This is a genomic window from Streptomyces sp. R302, from assembly GCF_012927245.1.
Classification (GTDB): Bacteria; Actinomycetota; Actinomycetes; order Streptomycetales; family Streptomycetaceae; genus Streptomyces.
The window spans coordinates 100,288-119,691 of sequence record NZ_JABBGE010000005.1; the positions used below are offsets into that span (position 1 = coordinate 100,288).

Sequence of the window (19,404 nt, forward strand, 5' to 3'; positions counted from 1 at the left end):
CCGCCGGCACGAGGTGGGAAGAGGGTGCGCCAAAGAATCTGACTGGGTGTCAGAAAACTATTGAACTGCCTTCGACACTCCTGCAACCTGTTCCAGAACAGGAGACGGGAGATGCCCATGGCCGGCACCGAACACCTCACCGTGCGGCGCGAAGGCGCCACGCTCGTCCTCACCCTGAACCGCCCCGAGGCGAAGAACGCCCTGTCGCTGCCGATGCTCGTCGGCCTGTACGACGGCTGGCTGGAGGCCGACGCGGACGACGCCGTACGGTCGATCGTCCTCACCGGCGCGGGCGGCGCCTTCTGCGCCGGCATGGACCTCAAGGCCCTCGCCGGCCAGGGCATGGCCGGCGACGCCTACCGCGACCGGATGCGGGCCGACCCCGACCTGCACTGGAAGGCGATGCTCCGCCACCACCGACCGCGCAAGCCCGTCATCGCCGCGGTCGAAGGCGCGTGCGTGGCCGGCGGTACGGAGATCCTCCAGGGCACGGACGTCCGGGTCGCCGGCGCCTCCGCCACCTTCGGCCTCTTCGAGGTCCGCCGCGGGCTCTTCCCCATTGGCGGCTCCACCGTCCGCCTGCCCCGCCAGATCCCCCGCACCCACGCCCTCGAAATGCTCCTCACCGGCCGTCCCTACGCGGCCGACGAGGCCGCCCGCATCGGCCTGATCGGCCGGGTCGTCCCCGACGGTCAGGCCCTCGACACCGCGCTCGACCTGGCGGAACGCATCAATGCGTGCGGCCCGCTGGCCGTCGAGGCGGTGAAGGCCTCCGTCTACGAGACGGCCGAACTCACGGAGACGGAGGGCCTGGCGGCGGAGCTGAAACGAGGCTGGCCGATCTTCGACACGGCCGACGCGAAGGAAGGCGCCCGAGCCTTCACGGAGAAACGCCCCCCGCACTACCGCCGAGAGTGACCCGAACCGGTGCCGCGCCCCCGCCGCCGCGCCTCGATCGCCGGCGAGGCCGGGTGGCAGCTTCGCCGCCCGAACGGCGACGCTCCCGGAACCGGGGCTGCGCCCCGCCCCCTCCTGCGCCTCAAGCGCCGGCGGGGCTGGACGCGACCCCAGCGCCTCGGACGGAGGCGGGGCGAGATCGGGGCTCCGCCCCGGACCCCGCGCCTCAATCGCCGGCGGGGCTGGATAGGGCCCCGGCGCCTCGAACGGCTGTTGGGCGAAGTCGGGGCTCCGTCCCCGTAACCGGCGCCGCCCCTCGAACGGTGGCGGTCCCGGAACCGGGGCTCCGCCCCGGACCCCGCGCCTCAAACGCCGGCGGGGCTGGAAATGGCTCGGCTTGGTCTCTAGCCCCCCGAGCCTCGGATGTCCGGGGGCTGGAGTTGGCTCGGGTCGGTCGCCAGTCCGAGATCCCGAGCCTCGGACGCCCGGGGGGCTGGAATTGGTTCGGGCCGGCCTCCGGCCCGGACCCCGTGCTTCGAACGTTGGCGGGGGTGGTATTGACCGGCCCGAACCCCAGCTCCCGAACCCGTGTTTCAAACGGTCGGCGGGGTTGGACTCGGGTGCCGCCCCAGCTTTCGTACCTCGTACGGGCTGAAGTCGGGGCCCGCCCCGGGCACCGGTCTCGTGGTCCAGCCCGTCCGGCGTTTGAGGACACGGCCGCAGGCCGTTCGGGGGTCCGGGGGCGGAGCCCCTGGTTCCGGGAAGGGGCGGGGTGGGGGAGAGGCCCCGCGCAGCGGCCCGACGCCTGCACCGCCCCGCACCTGCACCGCCCCGCACCACCCTGCACACCTTCTTCCCGTTCGCCCCACCCGGCCCCGGCCCCGGCCCCAGCCCCAGCGCCGCCCCTGCCCCCTCCCCTCCCGGCCCACCCACTCCCAGAAAGGTCCGCCCATGACCCTCTCCCCTCCACCCCCCTCCCCCCTACGCGCCCCCCTCGTCGTCGAGTTCCCGTTCACGCGGTCCCTCGGGCCCGTCCAGGCCGCGTTCCTCACCGGGCTGCGCGAGCGCACCGTGCTCGGGGTGCGTACCGAGGCGGGTGGGGTGCTCGTGCCGCCCGTCGAGTACGACCCGGTGAGCGCGGTGGAGTTGCGGGAGCTCGTCGAGGTGGAGCCGACCGGGACCGTCACCACCTGGGCGTGGAATCACGAGCCGCGGCCCGGGCAGCCGCTCTGTACCCCCTTCGCCTGGGTCCTCGTGCGGCTCGACGGCGCCGACACCGCGCTTCTGCACGCCCTCGAGGCCCCCGGCCCCGAGGCCGTGCACACCGGCATGCGGGTGCGGATCCGCTGGGCCGCCGAGCGAACCGGCGCCATCACGGACATCGCCTGCTTCGAGGCGTACGAAGGGGGTGAGGGGGAGGTGGCCGGGAGGCAACCCACCTCGCACAGCGGGGAGTTCGGGGAGAGGGGTGCCGTCAGGCGTATCATCGCTCCCGCCCGCCTCGACTACACCTACACCCCGGGCCGCGCCCAGACCCGCTATCTCCACGCGCTCGCCGAGCGCCGCACCGTCGGCGAGCGCTGCCCCGTCTGCGCCAAGGTGTACGTCCCGCCCCGCGGCGCCTGCCCGACCTGTGGTGTCGCGACCACCGATCAGGTGGAGGTCGGTCCCCGCGGCACCGTCACCACCTTCTGCATCGTCAACATCAAGGCGAAGAGCCTGGACATCGAAGTCCCTTATGTCTACGCCCACATCGCCCTCGACGGCGCCGGCCTCGCCCTGCACGGGCGGATCGGCGGGATCCCGTACGACCAGGTCCGGATGGGGCTGCGGGTGGAGCCCGTGTGGAGCGAGGACGGGCGGTATCCCGACCACTACCGGCCCACCGGCGAGCCCGACGCCGACTACGACACGTACAAGGAGCTGCTGTGACGCCGGACCGAGAGGTGGCGATCGTCGCGTTCGCCCAGAGCGACCACCGGCGGCACACGGACGACCTCTCCGAGGTCGAGATGGTGATGCCGGTGCTGCACGAGGTGCGGCGGCAGACCGGACTGAAGGCCGCCGACATCGGCTTCACCTGCTCCGGCTCCTCCGACTACCTGGCCGGCCGGGCCTTCTCCTTCACCATGGCCCTCGACGGCGTCGGCGCCTGGCCGCCGATCTCCGAGTCGCACGTCGAGGCGGACGGTGCCTGGGCCCTTTACGAGGCGTGGGTGAAGCTGCTGACCGGCGAGGCCGACACCGCGCTCGTGTACGCCTACGGGAAGTCCTCGCCCGGGTCCGTCCGGGATGTGCTGAGCCGACAGCTCGACCCGTACTACGTGGCGCCGCTCTGGCCCGACTCCGTCGCCCTCGCCGCGCTCCAGGCGCAGGCCCTCGTCGACGCCGGGTACACCGACGAGCCCGCGCTGGCCGCGATCGCAGCCCGCAGCCGGGAGGACGCGCGGGCGAACCCGCACGCCCAGCTGCCGGGCGCCCGCCCGCAGGGCGAGTACGTCGTCCGGCCGCTGCGGACGGGCGACTGCCCGCCGGTGGGGGACGGCGCCGCCGCCGTGGTCCTCGCCGTCGGCGACCGGGCCCGCGAGCTGTGCGCGCGGCCCGCCTGGATCCGCGGCATGGACCACCGCATCGAGGCGCACTCCCTCGGCGTCCGCGACCTCACGGACTCGCCGTCCACCCGCCTCGCCGCCGAACGCGCCGGCGTCTTCGACCGGCCCGTCGACACCGCCGAACTCCACGCGCCCTTCACCTCGCAGGAGGTCGTCCTGCGCAGGGCGCTCGGTCTCGACGCGAGCACGAACGTGAACGTGAACACGAACGTGAGCGTCAACACGAACGCCGACACGAGCGCCGGCACGAGCGCCGACGGGAACGTGCACGTCAGTCCCTCCGGGGGTGCGCTCGCCGCCAACCCCGTCATGGCCGCGGGGCTCATCCGGCTCGGCGAGGCCGCCGCCCGCATCCACCGCGGGGAGTCCGACCGCGCCCTCGCCCACGCCACCTCCGGGCCCTGCCTCCAGCAGAACCTGGTCGCCGTCCTGGAAGGGGACCCCCGATGAGCAAGGAACCCGTCGCGATCGTCGGCGTCGGCCAGACCAAGCACGCCGCCGCCCGGCACGACGTCTCCCTCGCGGGACTCGTCCGCGAGGCCGCCGTCCGCGCCCTCGCCGACGCCGAGCTGACCTGGGCCGACATCGACGCCGTCGTCATCGGGAAGGCGCCCGACTTCTTCGAGGGCGTCATGATGCCGGAGCTGTACCTCGCCGACGCCCTCGGCGCCGTCGGCAAGCCGATGCTCCGCGTCCACACCGCGGGGTCCGTCGGCGGCTCCACCGCCCTCGTCGCCGCGAACCTGGTCGCCGCCCGCGTCCACCGGACCGTCCTCACCCTCGCCTTCGAGAAGCAGTCCGAGTCCAACGCCATGTGGGGGCTCTCCCTGCCGGTGCCCTTCCAGCAGCCCCTCCTCGCCGGCGCGGGCGGATTCTTCGCCCCGCACGTGCGCGCCTACATGCGGCGTACCGGCGCCCCCGACGCGATCGGCTCCCTCGTCGCGTACAAGGACCGCCGCAACGCGTTGAAGAACCCTTACGCCCACCTCCACGAGCACGACCTCACCCTGGAGAAGGTGCAGGCCGCGCCCATGCTGTGGGACCCGATCCGCTACTCGGAGACCTGCCCGTCCTCCGACGGCGCCTGCGCCATGGTCCTCACCGACCGGGCGGGCGCGGACCGGGCGCCGCGCCCCGCCGCCTGGGTGCACGGCGGGGCCATGCGCAGCGAGCCGACCCTCTTCGCCGGCAAGGACTTCGTCTCGCCGCGGGCGGGCCGCGACTGCGCCGCCGACGTCTACCGGCAGGCGGGGATCACCGACCCGCGCCGGCAGATCGACGCCGTCGAGATGTACGTGCCGTTCTCCTGGTACGAGCCGATGTGGCTGGAGAACCTCGGCTTCGCCGCCGAGGGCGAGGGGTGGAAGCTCACCGAGGCCGGTGTCACCGAACTCGACGGTGATCTGCCCGTGAATCCCTCCGGGGGCGTGCTCTCCACCAATCCGATCGGCGCCTCCGGGATGATCCGGTTCGCCGAGGCCGCCCTCCAGGTACGGGGGGAGGCCGGCGAGCACCAGGTGGACGGCGCCCGCCGGGCCCTCGGCCACGCCTACGGTGGCGGCGCCCAGTTCTTCTCGATGTGGCTGGTGGGCGCCGAACCGCCGGCCGGCTGAGCCCGGCCGGCGGTTCGGCCGGTGGTGCCGGTGGTGCCTGTTGTGCCGGTGGTCCGGGCGGTCAGGCGCGCAGGGCGTCCCGTACCCGGGTCGCCAGGGCCACCGGGTCGCCCTTCGGGGTCACCGGGTAGGAGTCGCGCCGCAGGTTCCAGGCGTTCTCCCAGGAGAACCAGTCGATCGCGGCCGGCGCCCGCCCGGTGACCAGCGCGGTGTCGAGGGAGTCCAGGTAGGCCGACCAGCGGGGCGCGTAGAAGCCCGAGACGAGGCCCGACCACTCGCGGTTGGCGTAGTCGTGCAGTCCGGCCTCGCTGCCCGCCCGGTGGCCCCAGGTCGTGATCAGCGAGCGGGCGTCGAACTCCAGGACGGCCCGCTCCGTGTCCGAGCGGGCCCACGAGCGGGCGTTCTCCAGCCACGGACCGAGCAGGAACCGCCGGTCGGTGGCGAGGACCGCGTCCAGCAGCGTCATGGACGCCCGCCACTCGGCCGCCCGCGCCCGGAACGCGGCCAGGTCCTTCGCCTCGTACGCGGCCTTGATCCTGGGCAGCAGCACCCGGCTGCGGTTGGTGAGCGCCTGCCGGGCGGTGTCGACCAGGTCGAAGCGGTACGCGTCGGTGGTCCGCAGCTCCGGCGCCACCTGCAGCAGCTCGGTCAGCGCCCGCTCGACGGTCGCCGCGTCGTACCGCATCGCCTTCGGGCCCCAGGAGGCCGAGGTCCGCACGGTGAGGCTCGGACGGGCGGTGAAGAGGCTGTCCTGGGACTCGCTCCAGCCGTTCGCCTTCGTGCCGTACGGGCCCTGCCGCAGCCACTCCCAGGCCTTGGCCGCGTGCGGGTCGGGGGCGCCGTAGCGGCGGGCCGCGTAGCGGGCGAACCAGTCGGCGTGGTCCACCGGGGCGTCCCGCCAGGCCAGTTCGGTGAAGAGGGAGAAGGCCACCGGGTTGGCGGCGGTCGCCTCGGGGAGGAAGGCGATCCCCTTCAGCGCGCTGCCGCGCTTCGTCCGCCACGCCTCGAACCGGTCCGTCCACACCGAGGTGTTGGCGCCGATCGTGGTGTGCCCGCCGAAGTTGGGGATGGTGCCGTAGGCGTACGGCGTCCCGGACCAGGCGGTCTCGCGGTCCAGGCCGTCGTACCGGTCGGAGAGCCCGTCCACCACGAGCAGGCGCGAGGTGTCGACGCCGGCCAGCAGCTCGGCCTTGGGGTTGCGCTGCCAGCCGAGCAGCACCCAGGTCGCGCCCCGGCGGGAGTCGTCCAGGGACTCCAGGACCTTCGCGGCGGCCTCGCCGACCGGTACGTCACCGGCGTTCCCGCCCTCGTGCAGCAGGTCCATCTTGTACATCGTGCTGGTGCCGAGCAGCCGCGCCTGGTGCCGGTAGAACGCCGAGGCGACGCGCGCGAAGAGCGGACCGCGCGGGTCGAGCCAGTCGGGCCGCGCGAAGCCGATCCAGCGGCCCTGCGGCACCACCCGGCCCGTCGGGTTGCGCTCCGTGAAGCCCGGCGGCACCGTCCCGAAGTACCCCGGGAGCACCGGCGTCATGCCCAGCTCCCGCAGCCGGTTCACGATCCGCTTGCCGAGCGCCGCCCGGCGGGCGATCAGCTGTTCGGTCACCGGGCCGCCGAAGGAGGCCATGTTCTGCATCAGCCACCACGGCTGGTGCGCGGGGCCCGGGATCCACTCCCGCAGCTCGGCGTCCGTGTACCCGAACTCCTGGAAGGCCGCGTGGTACGCCGCCTCCGCGCCCATCTGGACGAAGACCTCGTTGACCCCGTGGAGGGCGAGGAGGTCGATCTGCCGTTCGTACGCGTCCCAGCCCCGGTACGCCCCCGAGTAGCCGTCGTCCGTGTCGTTGAGGGCGAAGCGGTGCGGCACCGACGCCGACCGGGTGATCGTGCCGCCGGGGCCCGGCAGCCGGTCCGGCAGCGCGGAGACGCTGTCCCCGGGTGCGCCGAGGTCGACGCCCGCCGTGTAGGAGAGGTACCAGTGCACCCCGCGCAGCAGCACCGCGGGCGTGGTGCCCGTGACGACGATCCGCCCCGTCGATCCCGAGACGGTGAAGCGGTCGCCGGAGGCGGACCGGGGGGTCAGGGCCAGTTCGAACTGGCGCGCGTGCTTCGGCAGCAGCCGCACCAGGGCCGCCCGCGCCGCGCTCACCGTGAACGGCGCCGCGGCCGCCGCGGCCGCCGGGCCCGCGGCGCCGGCGGCCGGAGCGGCGGCCGAGGGGTCCGCGGACGCGGGCGTCGCGGCCGGCAGCGCGGTCAGCGCGGTGGCGCACAGGGCGAGGGAACACACCGAGCGGGCGGCCCAGGACCGGGCGCGGGAAATGGGAGGTCTCATGGTCGGCTCATCCCCTCATCAGGACCGTGCGACGATCATGACCTGACCGTCCGTCATAGAGGAGTCCGCGCGAGGACCACAATCAAGGACGACACGCCCCCTGTGCGCCGCACCCGACTTCGTACATCCGTCCGTCGAACACGCCTCGACCTGCGGGGCCTTCGGGAGGCCCGCCACGCCGAAGGCCACCCGAACTGCTTGGAAGAATGCCGTTACACGGGGCTCGTTCCGGCGTACGCTGGACCTTTCGCGGGGTGATCGCCCAGGCGCCCTGACCGTGCGCCGGGCGTGCGCCCCCTGTGTGGGGGTGGAACGTGGCACGACAGGACGGCAGGGCGGCCCGCCTGGGTTTCGGCCTCTTCGAACGGGAGGCCGCGCTCGACGCCGCGGAGGAGGCGCTCGACCTCCTCACCGGCCTCGCGCAGGACGAGCCCCCGTCCGCGCCCGCACCCGTGCCCGCCCCGCGCGACTCCCGCGTCGTCCCCCTCCTCTCCGCCCGCTCCGCCCCCGACGCCCCGCGCCCCGTCGAACCGCCCGCCGCCCAGGGCGGCGTACTCGTCTACGCGGCGCCCGCCGGACTCGGCAAGACCACCCTCCTCGCCGAGATCCGCCGCCGGGCCGTCTCCCGAGGCTGCACCGTCCTCTCCGCCCGCGGCGGCGACCAGGAGCAGCGGGTCGCCTTCCACGTCGCCCGCCAGCTCCTCCAGCCCCAGCTCGCCCACGCCTCCGACGCCGAACTCCGCGAGCGGCTCGGCTCCTGGTACGACATCGTCGGCCCCGCCCTCGGACTGCGCGCCGCCACCGCCGGCTCCCCGCCCGACCCCCAGGGCCTGCGCGACGGCCTCGACTGGGTCCTCACCCACCTCGCCGTCCGCCGCGCCCCGCTCGTCGTCGTCCTCGACGACGCCCACTGGGCCGACCCCGAGTCCCTCGGCTGGCTCGCCTCCTTCGCCCCGCGCGCCGACGACCTCCCCATGCTCCTCGTCGTCGCCTACCGGCCCGACGAACTGCCCGAGGAGGGAGCCGAGTTCACCGGACGCCGGTCCGGACAGCGCCCGCACGGCCTGGCGCCCCTCACCGCCGACGCCGTCGCCCGCCTCGTCCGGGACCGCATCGGCGCCCACGCCGACGACGAGTTCTGCCGCGACTTCTGGACCGTCACCTCCGGCAACCCCTTCGAGACCGTCGAACTGGCCGCCAAGGTCCGCGACCGGGGCCTCGACCCCACCGCCGACGGCGCCCACGAGCTCCGCGACCTCGCCGCCGCCCTCAAGGGCAGCGGCCTCGTCAACCGCATCGAACGCCTCGGCACCGCCACCATGCGCCTCGCCTGGGCCTGCGCCGTCCTCGGCACCGAGATCTCGCCCTCGCTCGCCGGCGCCCTCGCCGGGCTGGGCGACGAGGCGGTCGCCGATTGCGCCGAACGGCTCCGCGAGGCCCGGGTCCTCGCCGACACCGGCACCGCCGACGGACCCCTCGAATTCGTCCACCCGCTCGTCGCGAGCACCATCTACCGCGCCATCCCCGACGCCATCCGGGTCGCCTTCCACGGCCAGGCCGCCTGGTGCGTCATCGACGCCGGACACGGCCCGGCCGCCGCGGCCCGCCACCTCCTGGAGACCCACCCGGAGGGCGACGCCTGGGTCGTCACCCAGCTGCGCGCCGCCGCCCGCGAGAACCTCCGCGCGGGCGCCCCCGACGCCGCCCGCCGTCAGCTGGCCCGCGCCCTGCGCGAGCCTCCCACCGCCGACGCGCGGGCCGCCGTCCTCTTCGAGCTCAGCTCCGCCTCGCTCCTCACCGAGCCCGCCACCACCGTCAACCAACTCCGCGCCGCCCTGGAGGAGCCCATCTCCGACGAGGCCCTGCGGCACGGCATCGTCTACCGCCTCTCCCAGGTCCTCGCCCACAGCGACCGCCTCGTCGAGGCCTCCGAGCTGCTCGAACACGAGACCCGGCAGACCACCGACCCGCGCAGCCGCCTCCGCATGCAGGCCGAGCGGTTCATGTGGGACGCGCTCCGCTCCGACGAACCCGAGTCGCCGGCCCGCTCCCGCCGCCTCGCGGCCCTCGCCGACCGGCTCACCGGCCGCGACCTCACCGAGCGGTACATCATCGGCCTCCGCGCCTGGGACGCCACCCTGCGCGCCGAACCCGCCGCCGTCGCCCTCCGGCACGCCGAGCGCGCCCTGGAAGGCGGCCTGAGCTGGGCCGACGAGAGCCGCGGCTTCGAGGTCCCGGTCCTCGTCGCCCTCACCCACCTCTACGCCGACCGGCCCGGCCGCGCCGAGGAGCTCTTCGCCGCCGGCACCGCCGAGTTCGAGAAGCAGGGCTGGCGCGGCGCCCACCTCTCCTTCGCGTACACCCTCCTCGGCTACATCCGCTTCCGCCGCGGCCGGCTCATGGAGGCCGAGGACTTCGCCCGCGCCGGACTCCGCCTCGCCGAGCGCGTCGGCCCCCGCACCCCCGCCCTCTGGTACGCCACCGGCGTCATGATCGAGGTCCTCCTCGCCCGGGGCCGTACGGAGGAGGCCGAGCGGGTCGCCCGCGACCACGACTTCGGCGAGCCCTTCCCGGCCGCCGTCACCATCCCGGACTGCGAGACCGTCCACGCCGAGCTGCTGCTCGCCACCGGCCGCGCCGAGGACGCCGCCGCGGCGCTCGCCGACATCAAGCGCCGCCTGGAGCCGCGCGGCAAGCGCAACCCCTCGTGCAGCCCCTGGCAGCTCCACCTGGCCCTCGCCGAGGCCGCCACCGGCTCCCCGGCCAGGGCCCTCGCCACCGCAGAGAACGCCGTCGCCCGCGCCCGCCAGTACGGCGCGCCGTCCGCGATCGGCCAGGCGCTCCGGGTGACCGCCGAGGTCACCGACGGCGCCGAGCGGATCAAGCTCCTGGAGGAGTCCGTCGACTGGCTGGACCAGTCCCCGGCCGCGTACGAGCTGGCCCGCTCCCTCGTCGCCCTCGGCGCGGCGCTCCGCAGGACCGAACGCCATGCCGAAGCCGCCGACCACCTGTACCGGGGCCTGGAGACCGCGCAGGACTGCGGCGCCGACGGCCTGGTCGACGAGGCCAGGGCCGAGCTGGCCGCCGCCGGACTGCGCCCGCGCGCCCTGCACACCGCCGACGGCCACTCGCTCACCGCGCGTGAGCGGGCCGCCGCCCGGGCCAGCGTCCGCGGCCAGGACCCGGCCGCCGCCCTCGGCATCGACGCCACCACGGCCGCCCGGCTGCTGTCCGCCGTCTACCGCAAGCTCGGCACCGACCGCTCCGGCCTCGCCCACGCCTTCGGCGACGCCGGCGAGCCCCGCACGGAGGCGGAGAAGCCGAAGGCGGCGGAGCCGGCCGAGTGAGCCCCCGCGGCGCCGGGACGGAGGAGCCCGGCGCCGCACCGCGCGCCCGGGCACGTACCATGGCCGTATGTCCTTCCTCCGCCGTCGCAGCGCCACTCCCGCCGGTCCGGACTTCGATGTCCTGGCCATGGATCCGGGGGACTGGCCCGGCAATCTCGGCGCGGGCCTGCTGCCCGCTCCCGACGGTTCCTGCCAGGGCGTCTTCCTGCGCTACGACCTCTTCGGCGGCCGCGGCCCCGCGATGATCATCGGCAACCTCCCCGAGGGCTCCCCGGCCCGGGAGCTCGCCGAGGGCCAGATCCCCTTCGAGGTCGCCCAGCTCCTCGCCGCCCTGGAGAACGACGAGCCGGTCGAGGTGCTCGACGCCGAGGACGTCCCCGTCATGCAGGGCGACAACCTCCTCATCGTGCGCCGCCTCAAGCTCTCCGAGAGCCGCATCTCCTGCGTCCAGTTCGACCGCAGCGACAACGTCCTGGTGACGATCGCCAGTTGGGACCGGCCGATCACCGACGACCTCTACGCGCTGCTCAAGCCGCTGCCCGCCGAGCTGTTCCAGCAGGGCTGAGCGGGGAGGGCGGGGCCGATGAGCGCACGCGTCGACGCCTGGATCTGGGCGGTCCGGCTGACCAAGACCCGCTCCCAGGCCGCCGCGGCCTGCCGGGCCGGCCACGTCAAGGTCAACGGCGAGCGGGCCAAGCCCGCGCAGGCCGTGAAGCCGGGCGACGAGGTCCGGGTCTACGTCGCGGGCCGCGAGCGGATCGTCGAGGTCAAGGAGCTGCTGACCAAGCGGGTCGGCCCGCCGGTCGCCGCCGAGGCGTACGTGGACAACAGCCCGCCCCCGCCGCCGCGCGAGCACGTCGCCCTCGCCGCCGTCCGCGACCGCGGCGCGGGCCGCCCCACCAAACGCGAACGCCGCGAACTCGACGAGTTGCGCGGCCGCGGCTCCCACTAGACCCGGTCGAAGCGAAGGGCCGCCCCGGAGACCCGGGGCGGCCCTTTCCGCGCGTCAGGACGACACGCCGGCGAAGGCGGTCGCGACCCGCGCCGCGGTGGTGCCGAGGCCGCGCGGGGTGGTCCAGTCGGGCACCGGAGCGGTCTCCCCGGTGCGGTCGCGGAGCAGCGGGGTCCCGGCGCCCGCGTGGACGTCCCCGGCGCCGTACCGCCGCACGGAGCGGTGCCAGTGCAGGATGCCCGCGAGCCAGTCCTCCAGCTCCCGCAGTCGCGCCTCGAAGGCCGCCCTGCCGTCCGCGTCCAGCTCGAAGTGGGCGTACATCAGGGGTACTTCACGCTGCTTCAGGTGCTCGTACTGGCGCAGCCGGCCGCCCATCAGCTCGTGCACCATCCGGGCGGCGGTGTCCCGGTCGACGTCGAAGAACTTCTCCAGGACGAGCACGCCGTTGTGCAGCTCGCCCTCCACCTCGACCTCCTTCTGGTACGAGAAGAGGTCGTTGACGAGCGCCGCGTAGTCGGCCACCGCGTTCTCCAGCGCGCGGACCGTGCCCGAGCGGAACACCTCCGGCGGCAGGACGCCGCCGTGGCGCAACCGGCCCAGCAGCATGGTCAGTTCGGAACCGAAGGTGCTGCGGCGCATCTCGACGTAGTCGACGGGGTCGGGCACGCGGTGCTGCGCCTGGTTGTGCAGCTCCCACATCCAGCTCTCCAGCATCGCGTCGAGCGCCGTCCACAGCTGCGCCCGTGCCTCGGGCTTCATCGGCCCGGCGGTCCGCGCCCACACGTCGGCGAGCGCCCGTTCCATGGGGTTGACGGCGAACCCGGCGGCGGAGGCGGGGTCGTCGACGGGCAGGCACGCCTTGAGCCGCTCGGTCTGCGCCCGCGCGCCCGCCAGGTCGCGCGGGCGGCCGAAGACCATCGGGTAGTAGTCGTCGGCGTAGGTGCCCCAGGTCAGCCAGAGGGTGCTGAGCTCCAGCTCCTCCAGGGTGGCGTCGGGGTCGAGACCGGCCGAGCAGAGGGCGAGGTCGGCGCCCTCCAGCAGCGGCCGGTCCCAGATGTCGTCCAGCAGCCCCATGGCCTCGGCCCACTCCTCGGAGCGCCGCTTGGCCTCCCGGTAGTGCGGGCTGAGGGCGAGCGGGTAGGGGAGCGCGAAGTCGGGCAGCGGGAGCGGGCCGACGGGCTGGTGGGGCGTGTGGGTGAGGCTCCGCCGCCGTGCCTCGGCGGACCGGCCGCCGAGCAGGGTGCGGATGTCGAGGACGCCGGTGCCGAGGGCGGGGGCGCCGGCGGTGGCGTCGGGGCCGTCGGAGTCGTCGAGCATGCCCTCGTTCATGTACCGGCTGGAGCGCATGTGCCACTCGTGGCCACCGGACTGCCAGTCCTGGAGCCCCTTGGTGTACGCGCCGATCGCCGCGATCTCCAGCGGGGTGAGGCGCTCCAGGACGGCCAGCGCGGGTACTTCGGTGAGCGCGGTGTTCTCGAACTGCTGGAGCCGCGAGGTCAGCAGGTCGTTGACGGCCTCGGCGGCCTCCTGGGTGGAGCAGCGGAGGAAGTGTTCCAGGACGAGTACGCCGTTGCTGTTCTCGCCCTCGTCCTCGACCTCGCGCTGGTACGAGAAGAGGTCGTTGCGCAGGTGGACGGCGTCCGAGAAGGCGTCGCGGAGCACCCGCAGGGGCCGGGAGGCGGCGACCCGGTCGGGGACCTCGGCCCCGGCGGCGTACTCCACGAGCCCGGCGGACCAGGGGGCGCCGCCGACCTTGCGGCGCATCTCGATGTATTCGAGGGGGTTGGCGATCCGGCCGTCGTTGATGTTGTCGAGCTCCCAGAGGGACTCGTAGAGGAGGGCCTCGGTGGCCTCGGCGAAGCGGCGCCGCCAGCCGTCGGACATCGCGGGGACGGTGCGCCGCCACAGGTCGGCGAGGCCGGCCTCGACGGGGTTGGTGGGCTCGGGCATGCCGGTCGCCGGGTCGGCCGGCATGAAGTGGGGGAGCCGGTCGAGGTACTCCTTGCCGGCCGCCCGGTCCTGGGTGCGCTTGAAGACCTCCAGGAAGTGGTCGTCGAAGAAGAAGACCCACGTGTACCAGTCGGTGACGAGGTTCAGCGCGTCCTCGTCGCAGTCGGGGTGGGTGTACGCGCAGAGCAGCGCGTAGTCGTGCGCGTCGAGGTCGGCCGTCTCCCAGACCCCGGAGCCCTCCAGCATGCCCATGGCGCGCGCCCAGTCCCGGGTGTGCGTCCGGGCCGCCTCCACATGGGGATTGAGGCGCGCCGGATACGGGACGTAGAAATCCGGCATGGTGAAGGGCTGAGGCATGTGCGGGCGGGCCTTTCCGGTGGCGGGGTGCTGTTCCGGCCCAGCCTTACCCCTGCCCCGGCCGCCGAACCCCGCGTCGGGATTAGTCATATGAGTGCGGGGAGGGGTGGCGCCGGAGGGGAACCCCGGCGCCACCCCGCACCTTTCGGCCGGACTCGCTCAGCCCTGTGAAACCCGCACGTCAGCGGCGCTCACGAAGGCGATCCGATGGCCGAACTGGATCTGGTAGTACTCCTCCTGCCCGCGCACCACCCGGTGCTTGCTGCTGTCGAACACCGGTGCGTAGTAGTACTCCCCGGGGGTCTTCCCGCCCACCACGTACCGCTGCCCCGCGAGCAGCCGGTACGGCAGCGGCGACACCGCCTGCACCGGAACCCCCGCCGGATACGCCGACGCCTCCGGATAGGCCCGCCCGTACACCGGCACCTCCGCCAGCCCCTCCCGCGGCGTCAGCACCTGCCCGCGCGCGCCCACCGCCGTCGGCGCCGCCTTCGGGTCGTGGAACCACGCCTTCTGCCCCAGGTACCAGACCGCCGTCCAGTCGCCCCGGCGCTCCGCCACCGCGTAGCTCTGCCCCGTCGTCGCCCGTGCCCCCGTGTCGTCGACTCCGGTCGTGGAGTCCTGCCCGCCGGGCCGCAGGCCGATGTCCTTCACCAGGGGCGCGTCGGCGCTCGGCGCGGTGTGCAGGCGCACGGCGCCGCTGCCGTGCGGCGCGCACGCCTCCCCGGCCGCCGCGCACCCCGTGTACACCGGCCGGTTGTCGCCGTACTCCGGGCGGATCGTCACCACGCCCGCCGCCGGGCCCGCGCTCGGCGCCAGCGGCCGTCCGAGGAGCCGGAAGTAGTGCGCCCAGTCCCAGTACGGCCCCGGGTCGGTGTGCATGCCGCGGATCGACGAGGTCACCGTGCCCGGCACGTTGTCGTGCCCGATGACGTGCTGCCGGTCGAGCGGGATGTCGTACCGCTTCGCCAGGTACCGCACGAGCCGCGCCGAGGACCGGTACATCGCCTCCGTGTACCAGGAGTCCGGGGCCGTCAGGAAGCCCTCGTGCTCCAGGCCCACCGACTTGGCGTTCACGTACCAGTTCCCGGCGTGCCAGCCGACGTCCTTCAGCGGCAGGTGCTGGGCGATGTGGCCGTCCGAGGAGCGGAGCGAGTACTGCCAGGAGACGTACGTCGGATCCTGCACCAGCTTCAGGGTGACGTCCCAGGTCGCCTCGGTGTCGTGGACCACGATGTAGTCGATCTTCTGCGAGACCGGCCGGTCCGCCTTGTCGTGGTTGCCGTAGTCGCCGTCGCCGAACTCCTCGTACGGCGCCGGGATCCACTCGCACGCCACCGTCGTCGGGCACTCCACCGGGCCCCGCTCCGGCGCGCGCAGCCCGAGCGCCGCCAGCTGACCCGTCTCCGGCACCACGCCCGGCGCGGCCGCCAGCGCCACCCGCTGCCCGCTGTCCGTGACGCGCGCCTCGCCCGTCCTCAGGACCTCGAAGACGTCGTTCGCGTACGCCGCCGCCGTGGCCGCGTCGTCGGCGCCCGAGTACCGCGCCACCGCCCCGTACCAGTCGGCCGGATCGGCGCTCGGCGCGAGACCGGCCTCCCGCTGGGCCGCCGCCAGCAGGGCCGCGCCGCCCTCGATGTTCGCCGCCGCCGAGGTCCGCAGCTCCTCCGCCGGGATCCCGGAGAGCGCCGAGGCCCGCTCCAGGGTCCGGAGCCGCGCGGGCAGCTCCTCCGGGGCGGGCGGGCGGGCCTCCGCCCCGGCGCGGGCGGGCCGGGACCCGTCGCCGCGCGCGTCCTCGCCGTCCGCCGAGTGGTGCGGTACGGAACGGGCCAGCGCGGTCGCCGTGTCGGTGAGGTGCATCGGCCCGTATCCGCCGGTCACGCTGGGCGCGCCGGCGTGCCCGTCCCAGCGAGACTGGAGGTACGAGACGGCCAGCAGCACGCCCTCCGGCACGCCGTGGCGCTCGGCAGCCGCCGCGAACCGGCGCTGCAGCGAGTCCGTCACCGGCGCGTCGGCACCGGCCGGCGGCGCGCCCGACAGGAGGGGGAGGAGCAGGGCGGCGGACCCGGCGAGCGCGAGCACGCGGCCTCGGGACGCGGAACGGAGCAAGGCAGCCTCCAGGGGCGGGGGTGACACGGGGGCGTGCGGGAACCGAACCCGTACAGGGGTAGCCGCTCCCGGACCATCCGTCAATCACCCCTCACCGAAGGCGAGTTCCCAGGCCAGCGCGGTGGTGTGGGCCGATCGGGGGCACTTTCGCGATGACGGCCCGCCCACCGGCGGCGCGTCGGTGGACTCGACCAATGAGGGGCCTCTGGAGACGGCGAAGCGCCGCACTCCCGGTGTGTCGGCACCGGGTGCGCGGCGCACACCCCCGTCTCGCGGTGGGGACGCTCAGCGCGTCCCCACCGCCGCGCGCAAGGCCCGCCGTGCCATGGCGCAGTCGTCGTGCAGCCGCCTCAGCAGCAGCCGCTGTTCCTCCCCGGGGGCCAGCGCCCCCGAGCCCATCGGCACCGAGCCCGCCGGCGGGGCCTCCTTGATGGTCCGCTGCACGGCCGTCTCGTACGTACGGATCTCCCGCGTCAGCACCAGCATCAGGTTCACCAGGAAGGCGTCCCGGGCGGCCGGGCCCTGCGCCTGCGCCATCTGGCTGATCTGACGGCGCGCCAGCGGCGCGTCGCCGAGGACCGTCCAGAGGGTCGCCAGGTCGTAGCCGGGGAGGTACCAGCCGGCGTGCTCCCAGTCGACGAGGACCGGACCCGCGGGGGAGAGGAGGATGTTGGAGAGCAGGGCGTCACCGTGGCAGAACTGCCCCATGCCCTGCCGGCCGCCGGCGTGCGCCAGGCCGTGCAGCAGCGACTGCAGGTCGTCGCGGTCGCGGTCGGTGAACAGCCCCAGCTCGTGGTAGCGGGCGATCCGCGCGCCGTAGTCCAGCGGCGCGTCGAAGGTCCCGGCCGGCGGCCGCCAGGCGTTCAGCCGGGCGATCGCCCCGAGCGCCGCCCGCACGTCGGCCCGCGGCGGGGCCTCCACGGGGTGGCGCGAGAGGGCCGCGGCCCGCCCGGGCATCCGCTCGATCACCAGGACGCCGTTCTCCGGATCCGCCGCGACGAGCCGCGGCGCGCGCACCGGCGGACGGTGGCGTACGAAGGAACGGTAGGAAGCTATTTCGTGCTGGAACCGCTCGACCCACGCGGGGGAGTGGTCCAGTAAACACTTCGCCACCGCCGTCATGCGTCCGGTGGTCCCGACGATCAGGACGGACCGGCCGCTGCGGCGCAGCACCTGCACCGGATTGAACTCCGGGCAGATCCGCTGCACCGAGGCGATGGCGACCTTCAGCTGCGCCCCCTGCGGACCGGAGAGGTCGATCCTGCCGCTGACCTGCGCACCGGGTCCGGTGCCGGTCCCGGCCGCCCAGGGCCGCGGACGCACCGACCGCTGCGCGGGGGTGAGGTACGGTCCGGCCCCGGCCGGCACCAGGCGGGTCCCCGGCCGGGGCGGGGCGGACACGGAGGACGATGCTGTGTACATGGAGGTGACAGATCCCTTCGTGTGCCGACGAATCGCGTGCGTCGCCCCGCCCGCCCCCGGTCCGCACCCTGGGGAAAATGAGGGCCGGTCGACGGGGCGGGGTGGCGCATACCTACCTGACACCCGCGCGCGGGTGGCGGAACATCGAGCGCACCCTGGCGAACCATGGCGAATAGTCGCCAGCCCTATGACAGCGGGCTACTGTCAACTCAGCCGAGAACCTGGGGGCTTAGACGTGACAGGACAGACCAACACCCGCCTGGCGGACCTCTTCGGCCTCGCCGGCTGGTCCAAGGGCGAACTCGCGAGACTGGTCAACCGGCAGGCGGCGGCCATGGGCCACCCCCAGCTGTCGACCGACACCTCGCGGGTGCGGCGCTGGATCGACAGGGGCGAGACCCCGCGCGATCCCGTACCCCGGGTGCTGGCCGCCCTGTTCACCGAGCGACTCGGTCGTGTCGTGACCATCGAGGACCTCGGGTTCGTACGACGCGGGCGTGCCGGAACGCGGCAGGCCGTCAGGAACAAGGACGAGAACCCTGACGGAATGCCCTGGGCTCCCGACCGTACGGCTGCGGTCCTCACCGAATTCACGGGAATGGACCTCATGCTCAACCGACGCGGCCTGATGGGCGCGGGTATCGCGCTCACCGCCGGATCCGCACTCAACAGCTCCCTGAACGACTGGCTCAGGACCGAGCCGTCCCGACCCGCCGCGGCCCCCCGCGCCACCGATCCGTACCACGCCGACCCCGCCGGCTTCGACCGCTACGAGGCCGCCCCCATCGGCTCCGAGGAGATCGAGGCCCTGGAGCAGTCGGTCAAGATCTTCCGTGCCTGGGACGCCTCCCGGGGCGGCGGCCTCCAGCGCAAGGCCGTGGTCGGCCAGCTCAACGAGGTCGGCGGCATGCTCGCCTACCGCCACGCCGACCACCTGCAGCGGCGGTTGTGGGACGTCGCCGCCAACCTCGCCGTCCTGGCCGGGTGGATGTCCCACGACGTGGGCCTCGAACCCACCGCGCAGCGGTACTTCCTCATCGCCGCACACGCGGCCCGCGAGAGCGGCGACCGGCCGCGCGCCGGCGAGGCGCTCTCCCGCGCGGCCCGGCAGATGGTCCACCTGGGCCGCCCCGACGACGCCCTCGACCTGATGGAGCTGGCCAAGTCCGGTGCGGGGGAACGGCTGTTGCCGCGCACCCAGGCCATGTTCCACACCATCGAGGCGTGGGCGCAGGCGTCGATGGGCCGAGGGCAGGCGATGCGCCGCACGCTGGGCGAGGCCGAGGACCTCTTCGTCTCCGACCGGAACGAGGAGACGCCGAGCTGGATGCAGAGCTTCGACGAGGCCGACATGCACGGCATGCAGGCCCTCGCCTACCGCACCCTCGCCGAGCACGACCCGGCGGCGGCGGCCACCGCCCAGCACCACGCCAAGCTGGCCCTGGACCTGAGGCGCGACGGACACGACCGCTCCAAGCTCTTCGACCACATCTCGATGGCCTCGGCCTGCTTCATCGCCGACGACCCCGAGCAGGCCGACCGCTACGCCCGGCTCGCCCTCATCTCCATGGGCGAGACCTCCTCGCACCGCACCTGGCACCGGCTGCGCGAGATGTACCGGCTCACCGGCCAGTACGCGGGCTACTCGAAGATCGAGGACCTGCGCGCCGAGCTGGAGGTCGAACTGCCGCGCTCGCCGGAGGCCTCGAGAACGGGCCGGATCTGAGGGCGGGGGCAGGACCCGCGCGGCGGTACGCGCATACGCGGGCGGCTCTGTCGACTCCGTCGACTCCGTCGACGAGGTCGCGCGCGAAAG

General features: G+C 74.3%; 12 protein-coding genes. 8 read left to right on the plus strand and 4 right to left on the minus strand.

What is annotated here, in order from left to right; all coding sequences use genetic code 11:
* The first annotated feature begins 117 nt into the window (after positions 1-117).
* From HHL19_RS16805 to HHL19_RS16820, 4 genes are all read left to right on the plus strand, one after another.
* Positions 118-918: a crotonase/enoyl-CoA hydratase family protein gene (locus HHL19_RS16805; RefSeq protein ID WP_169090374.1), complete on the plus strand. Its 801-nt coding sequence runs from the start codon at positions 118-120 to the stop codon at positions 916-918.
* 930 nt (positions 919-1,848) lie between these two features.
* The gene (locus HHL19_RS16810; protein WP_169090376.1) at positions 1,849-2,829 is read left to right on the plus strand and encodes an OB-fold nucleic acid binding domain-containing protein; all 981 of its coding nucleotides are present in this window, start codon (positions 1,849-1,851) and stop codon (positions 2,827-2,829) included.
* Positions 2,826-3,959 (plus strand): thiolase domain-containing protein, encoded by a 1,134-nt coding sequence (locus HHL19_RS16815; RefSeq protein WP_169090378.1) that lies wholly within the window; start codon positions 2,826-2,828, stop codon positions 3,957-3,959. Before HHL19_RS16810 ends, HHL19_RS16815 begins: the two co-directional genes overlap by 4 nt.
* Positions 3,956-5,122, plus strand: a complete 1,167-nt coding sequence (locus HHL19_RS16820) for a thiolase domain-containing protein (RefSeq protein WP_169090380.1) — start codon at positions 3,956-3,958, stop codon at positions 5,120-5,122. The genes HHL19_RS16815 and HHL19_RS16820 overlap by 4 nt, the downstream gene beginning before the upstream one ends.
* Before the next feature lie 61 nt (positions 5,123-5,183).
* On the opposite strand, the gene HHL19_RS16825 is transcribed toward HHL19_RS16820, so the two are convergent.
* On the minus strand, positions 5,184-7,451 hold the full coding sequence (locus tag HHL19_RS16825; RefSeq protein WP_169090382.1) for an alpha-N-acetylglucosaminidase: 2,268 nt from the start codon (positions 7,449-7,451) through the stop codon (positions 5,184-5,186).
* A 314-nt stretch (positions 7,452-7,765) separates the two neighbouring features.
* On the opposite strand from HHL19_RS16825, the gene HHL19_RS16830 reads away from it, so the two are divergent.
* The 3 genes from HHL19_RS16830 (at position 7,766) to HHL19_RS16840 (ending at position 11,750) form a co-directional block, all read left to right on the plus strand.
* On the plus strand, positions 7,766-10,798 hold the full coding sequence (locus HHL19_RS16830) for an AAA family ATPase (protein ID WP_346768441.1): 3,033 nt from the start codon (positions 7,766-7,768) through the stop codon (positions 10,796-10,798).
* 67 nt (positions 10,799-10,865) lie between these two features.
* A complete protein-coding gene (locus HHL19_RS16835) occupies positions 10,866-11,363 on the plus strand; it encodes a hypothetical protein (RefSeq protein WP_169090384.1) in 498 nt (165 codons plus the stop codon).
* Positions 11,364-11,381: 18 nt separating this feature from the next.
* Complete coding sequence (locus HHL19_RS16840; RefSeq protein ID WP_169090386.1) at positions 11,382-11,750, plus strand: RNA-binding S4 domain-containing protein; 369 nt, start codon at positions 11,382-11,384, stop codon at positions 11,748-11,750.
* A gap of 54 nt (positions 11,751-11,804) precedes the next feature.
* On the opposite strand, the gene HHL19_RS16845 is transcribed toward HHL19_RS16840, so the two are convergent.
* The 3 genes from HHL19_RS16845 to HHL19_RS16855 all read right to left on the minus strand — a co-directional run bounded on the left by HHL19_RS16845 (position 11,805) and on the right by HHL19_RS16855 (position 17,588).
* Positions 11,805-14,057, minus strand: a complete 2,253-nt coding sequence (locus tag HHL19_RS16845; RefSeq protein ID WP_169090388.1) for a germacradienol/geosmin synthase — start codon at positions 14,055-14,057, stop codon at positions 11,805-11,807.
* Positions 14,058-14,216: 159 nt separating this feature from the next.
* Positions 14,217-16,166: a peptidoglycan recognition family protein gene (locus HHL19_RS16850; RefSeq protein WP_206325286.1), complete on the minus strand. Its 1,950-nt coding sequence runs from the start codon at positions 16,164-16,166 to the stop codon at positions 14,217-14,219.
* Positions 16,167-16,451: 285 nt separating this feature from the next.
* Positions 16,452-17,588, minus strand: coding sequence for an aminoglycoside phosphotransferase family protein (locus HHL19_RS16855; protein WP_169090390.1), 1,137 nt, complete (start codon positions 17,586-17,588; stop codon positions 16,452-16,454).
* Positions 17,589-17,823: 235 nt separating this feature from the next.
* On the opposite strand from HHL19_RS16855, the gene HHL19_RS16860 reads away from it, so the two are divergent.
* Positions 17,824-19,314, plus strand: coding sequence for a hypothetical protein (locus HHL19_RS16860; RefSeq protein WP_169090392.1), 1,491 nt, complete (start codon positions 17,824-17,826; stop codon positions 19,312-19,314).
* The last annotated feature ends 90 nt before the right edge of the window (positions 19,315-19,404 follow it).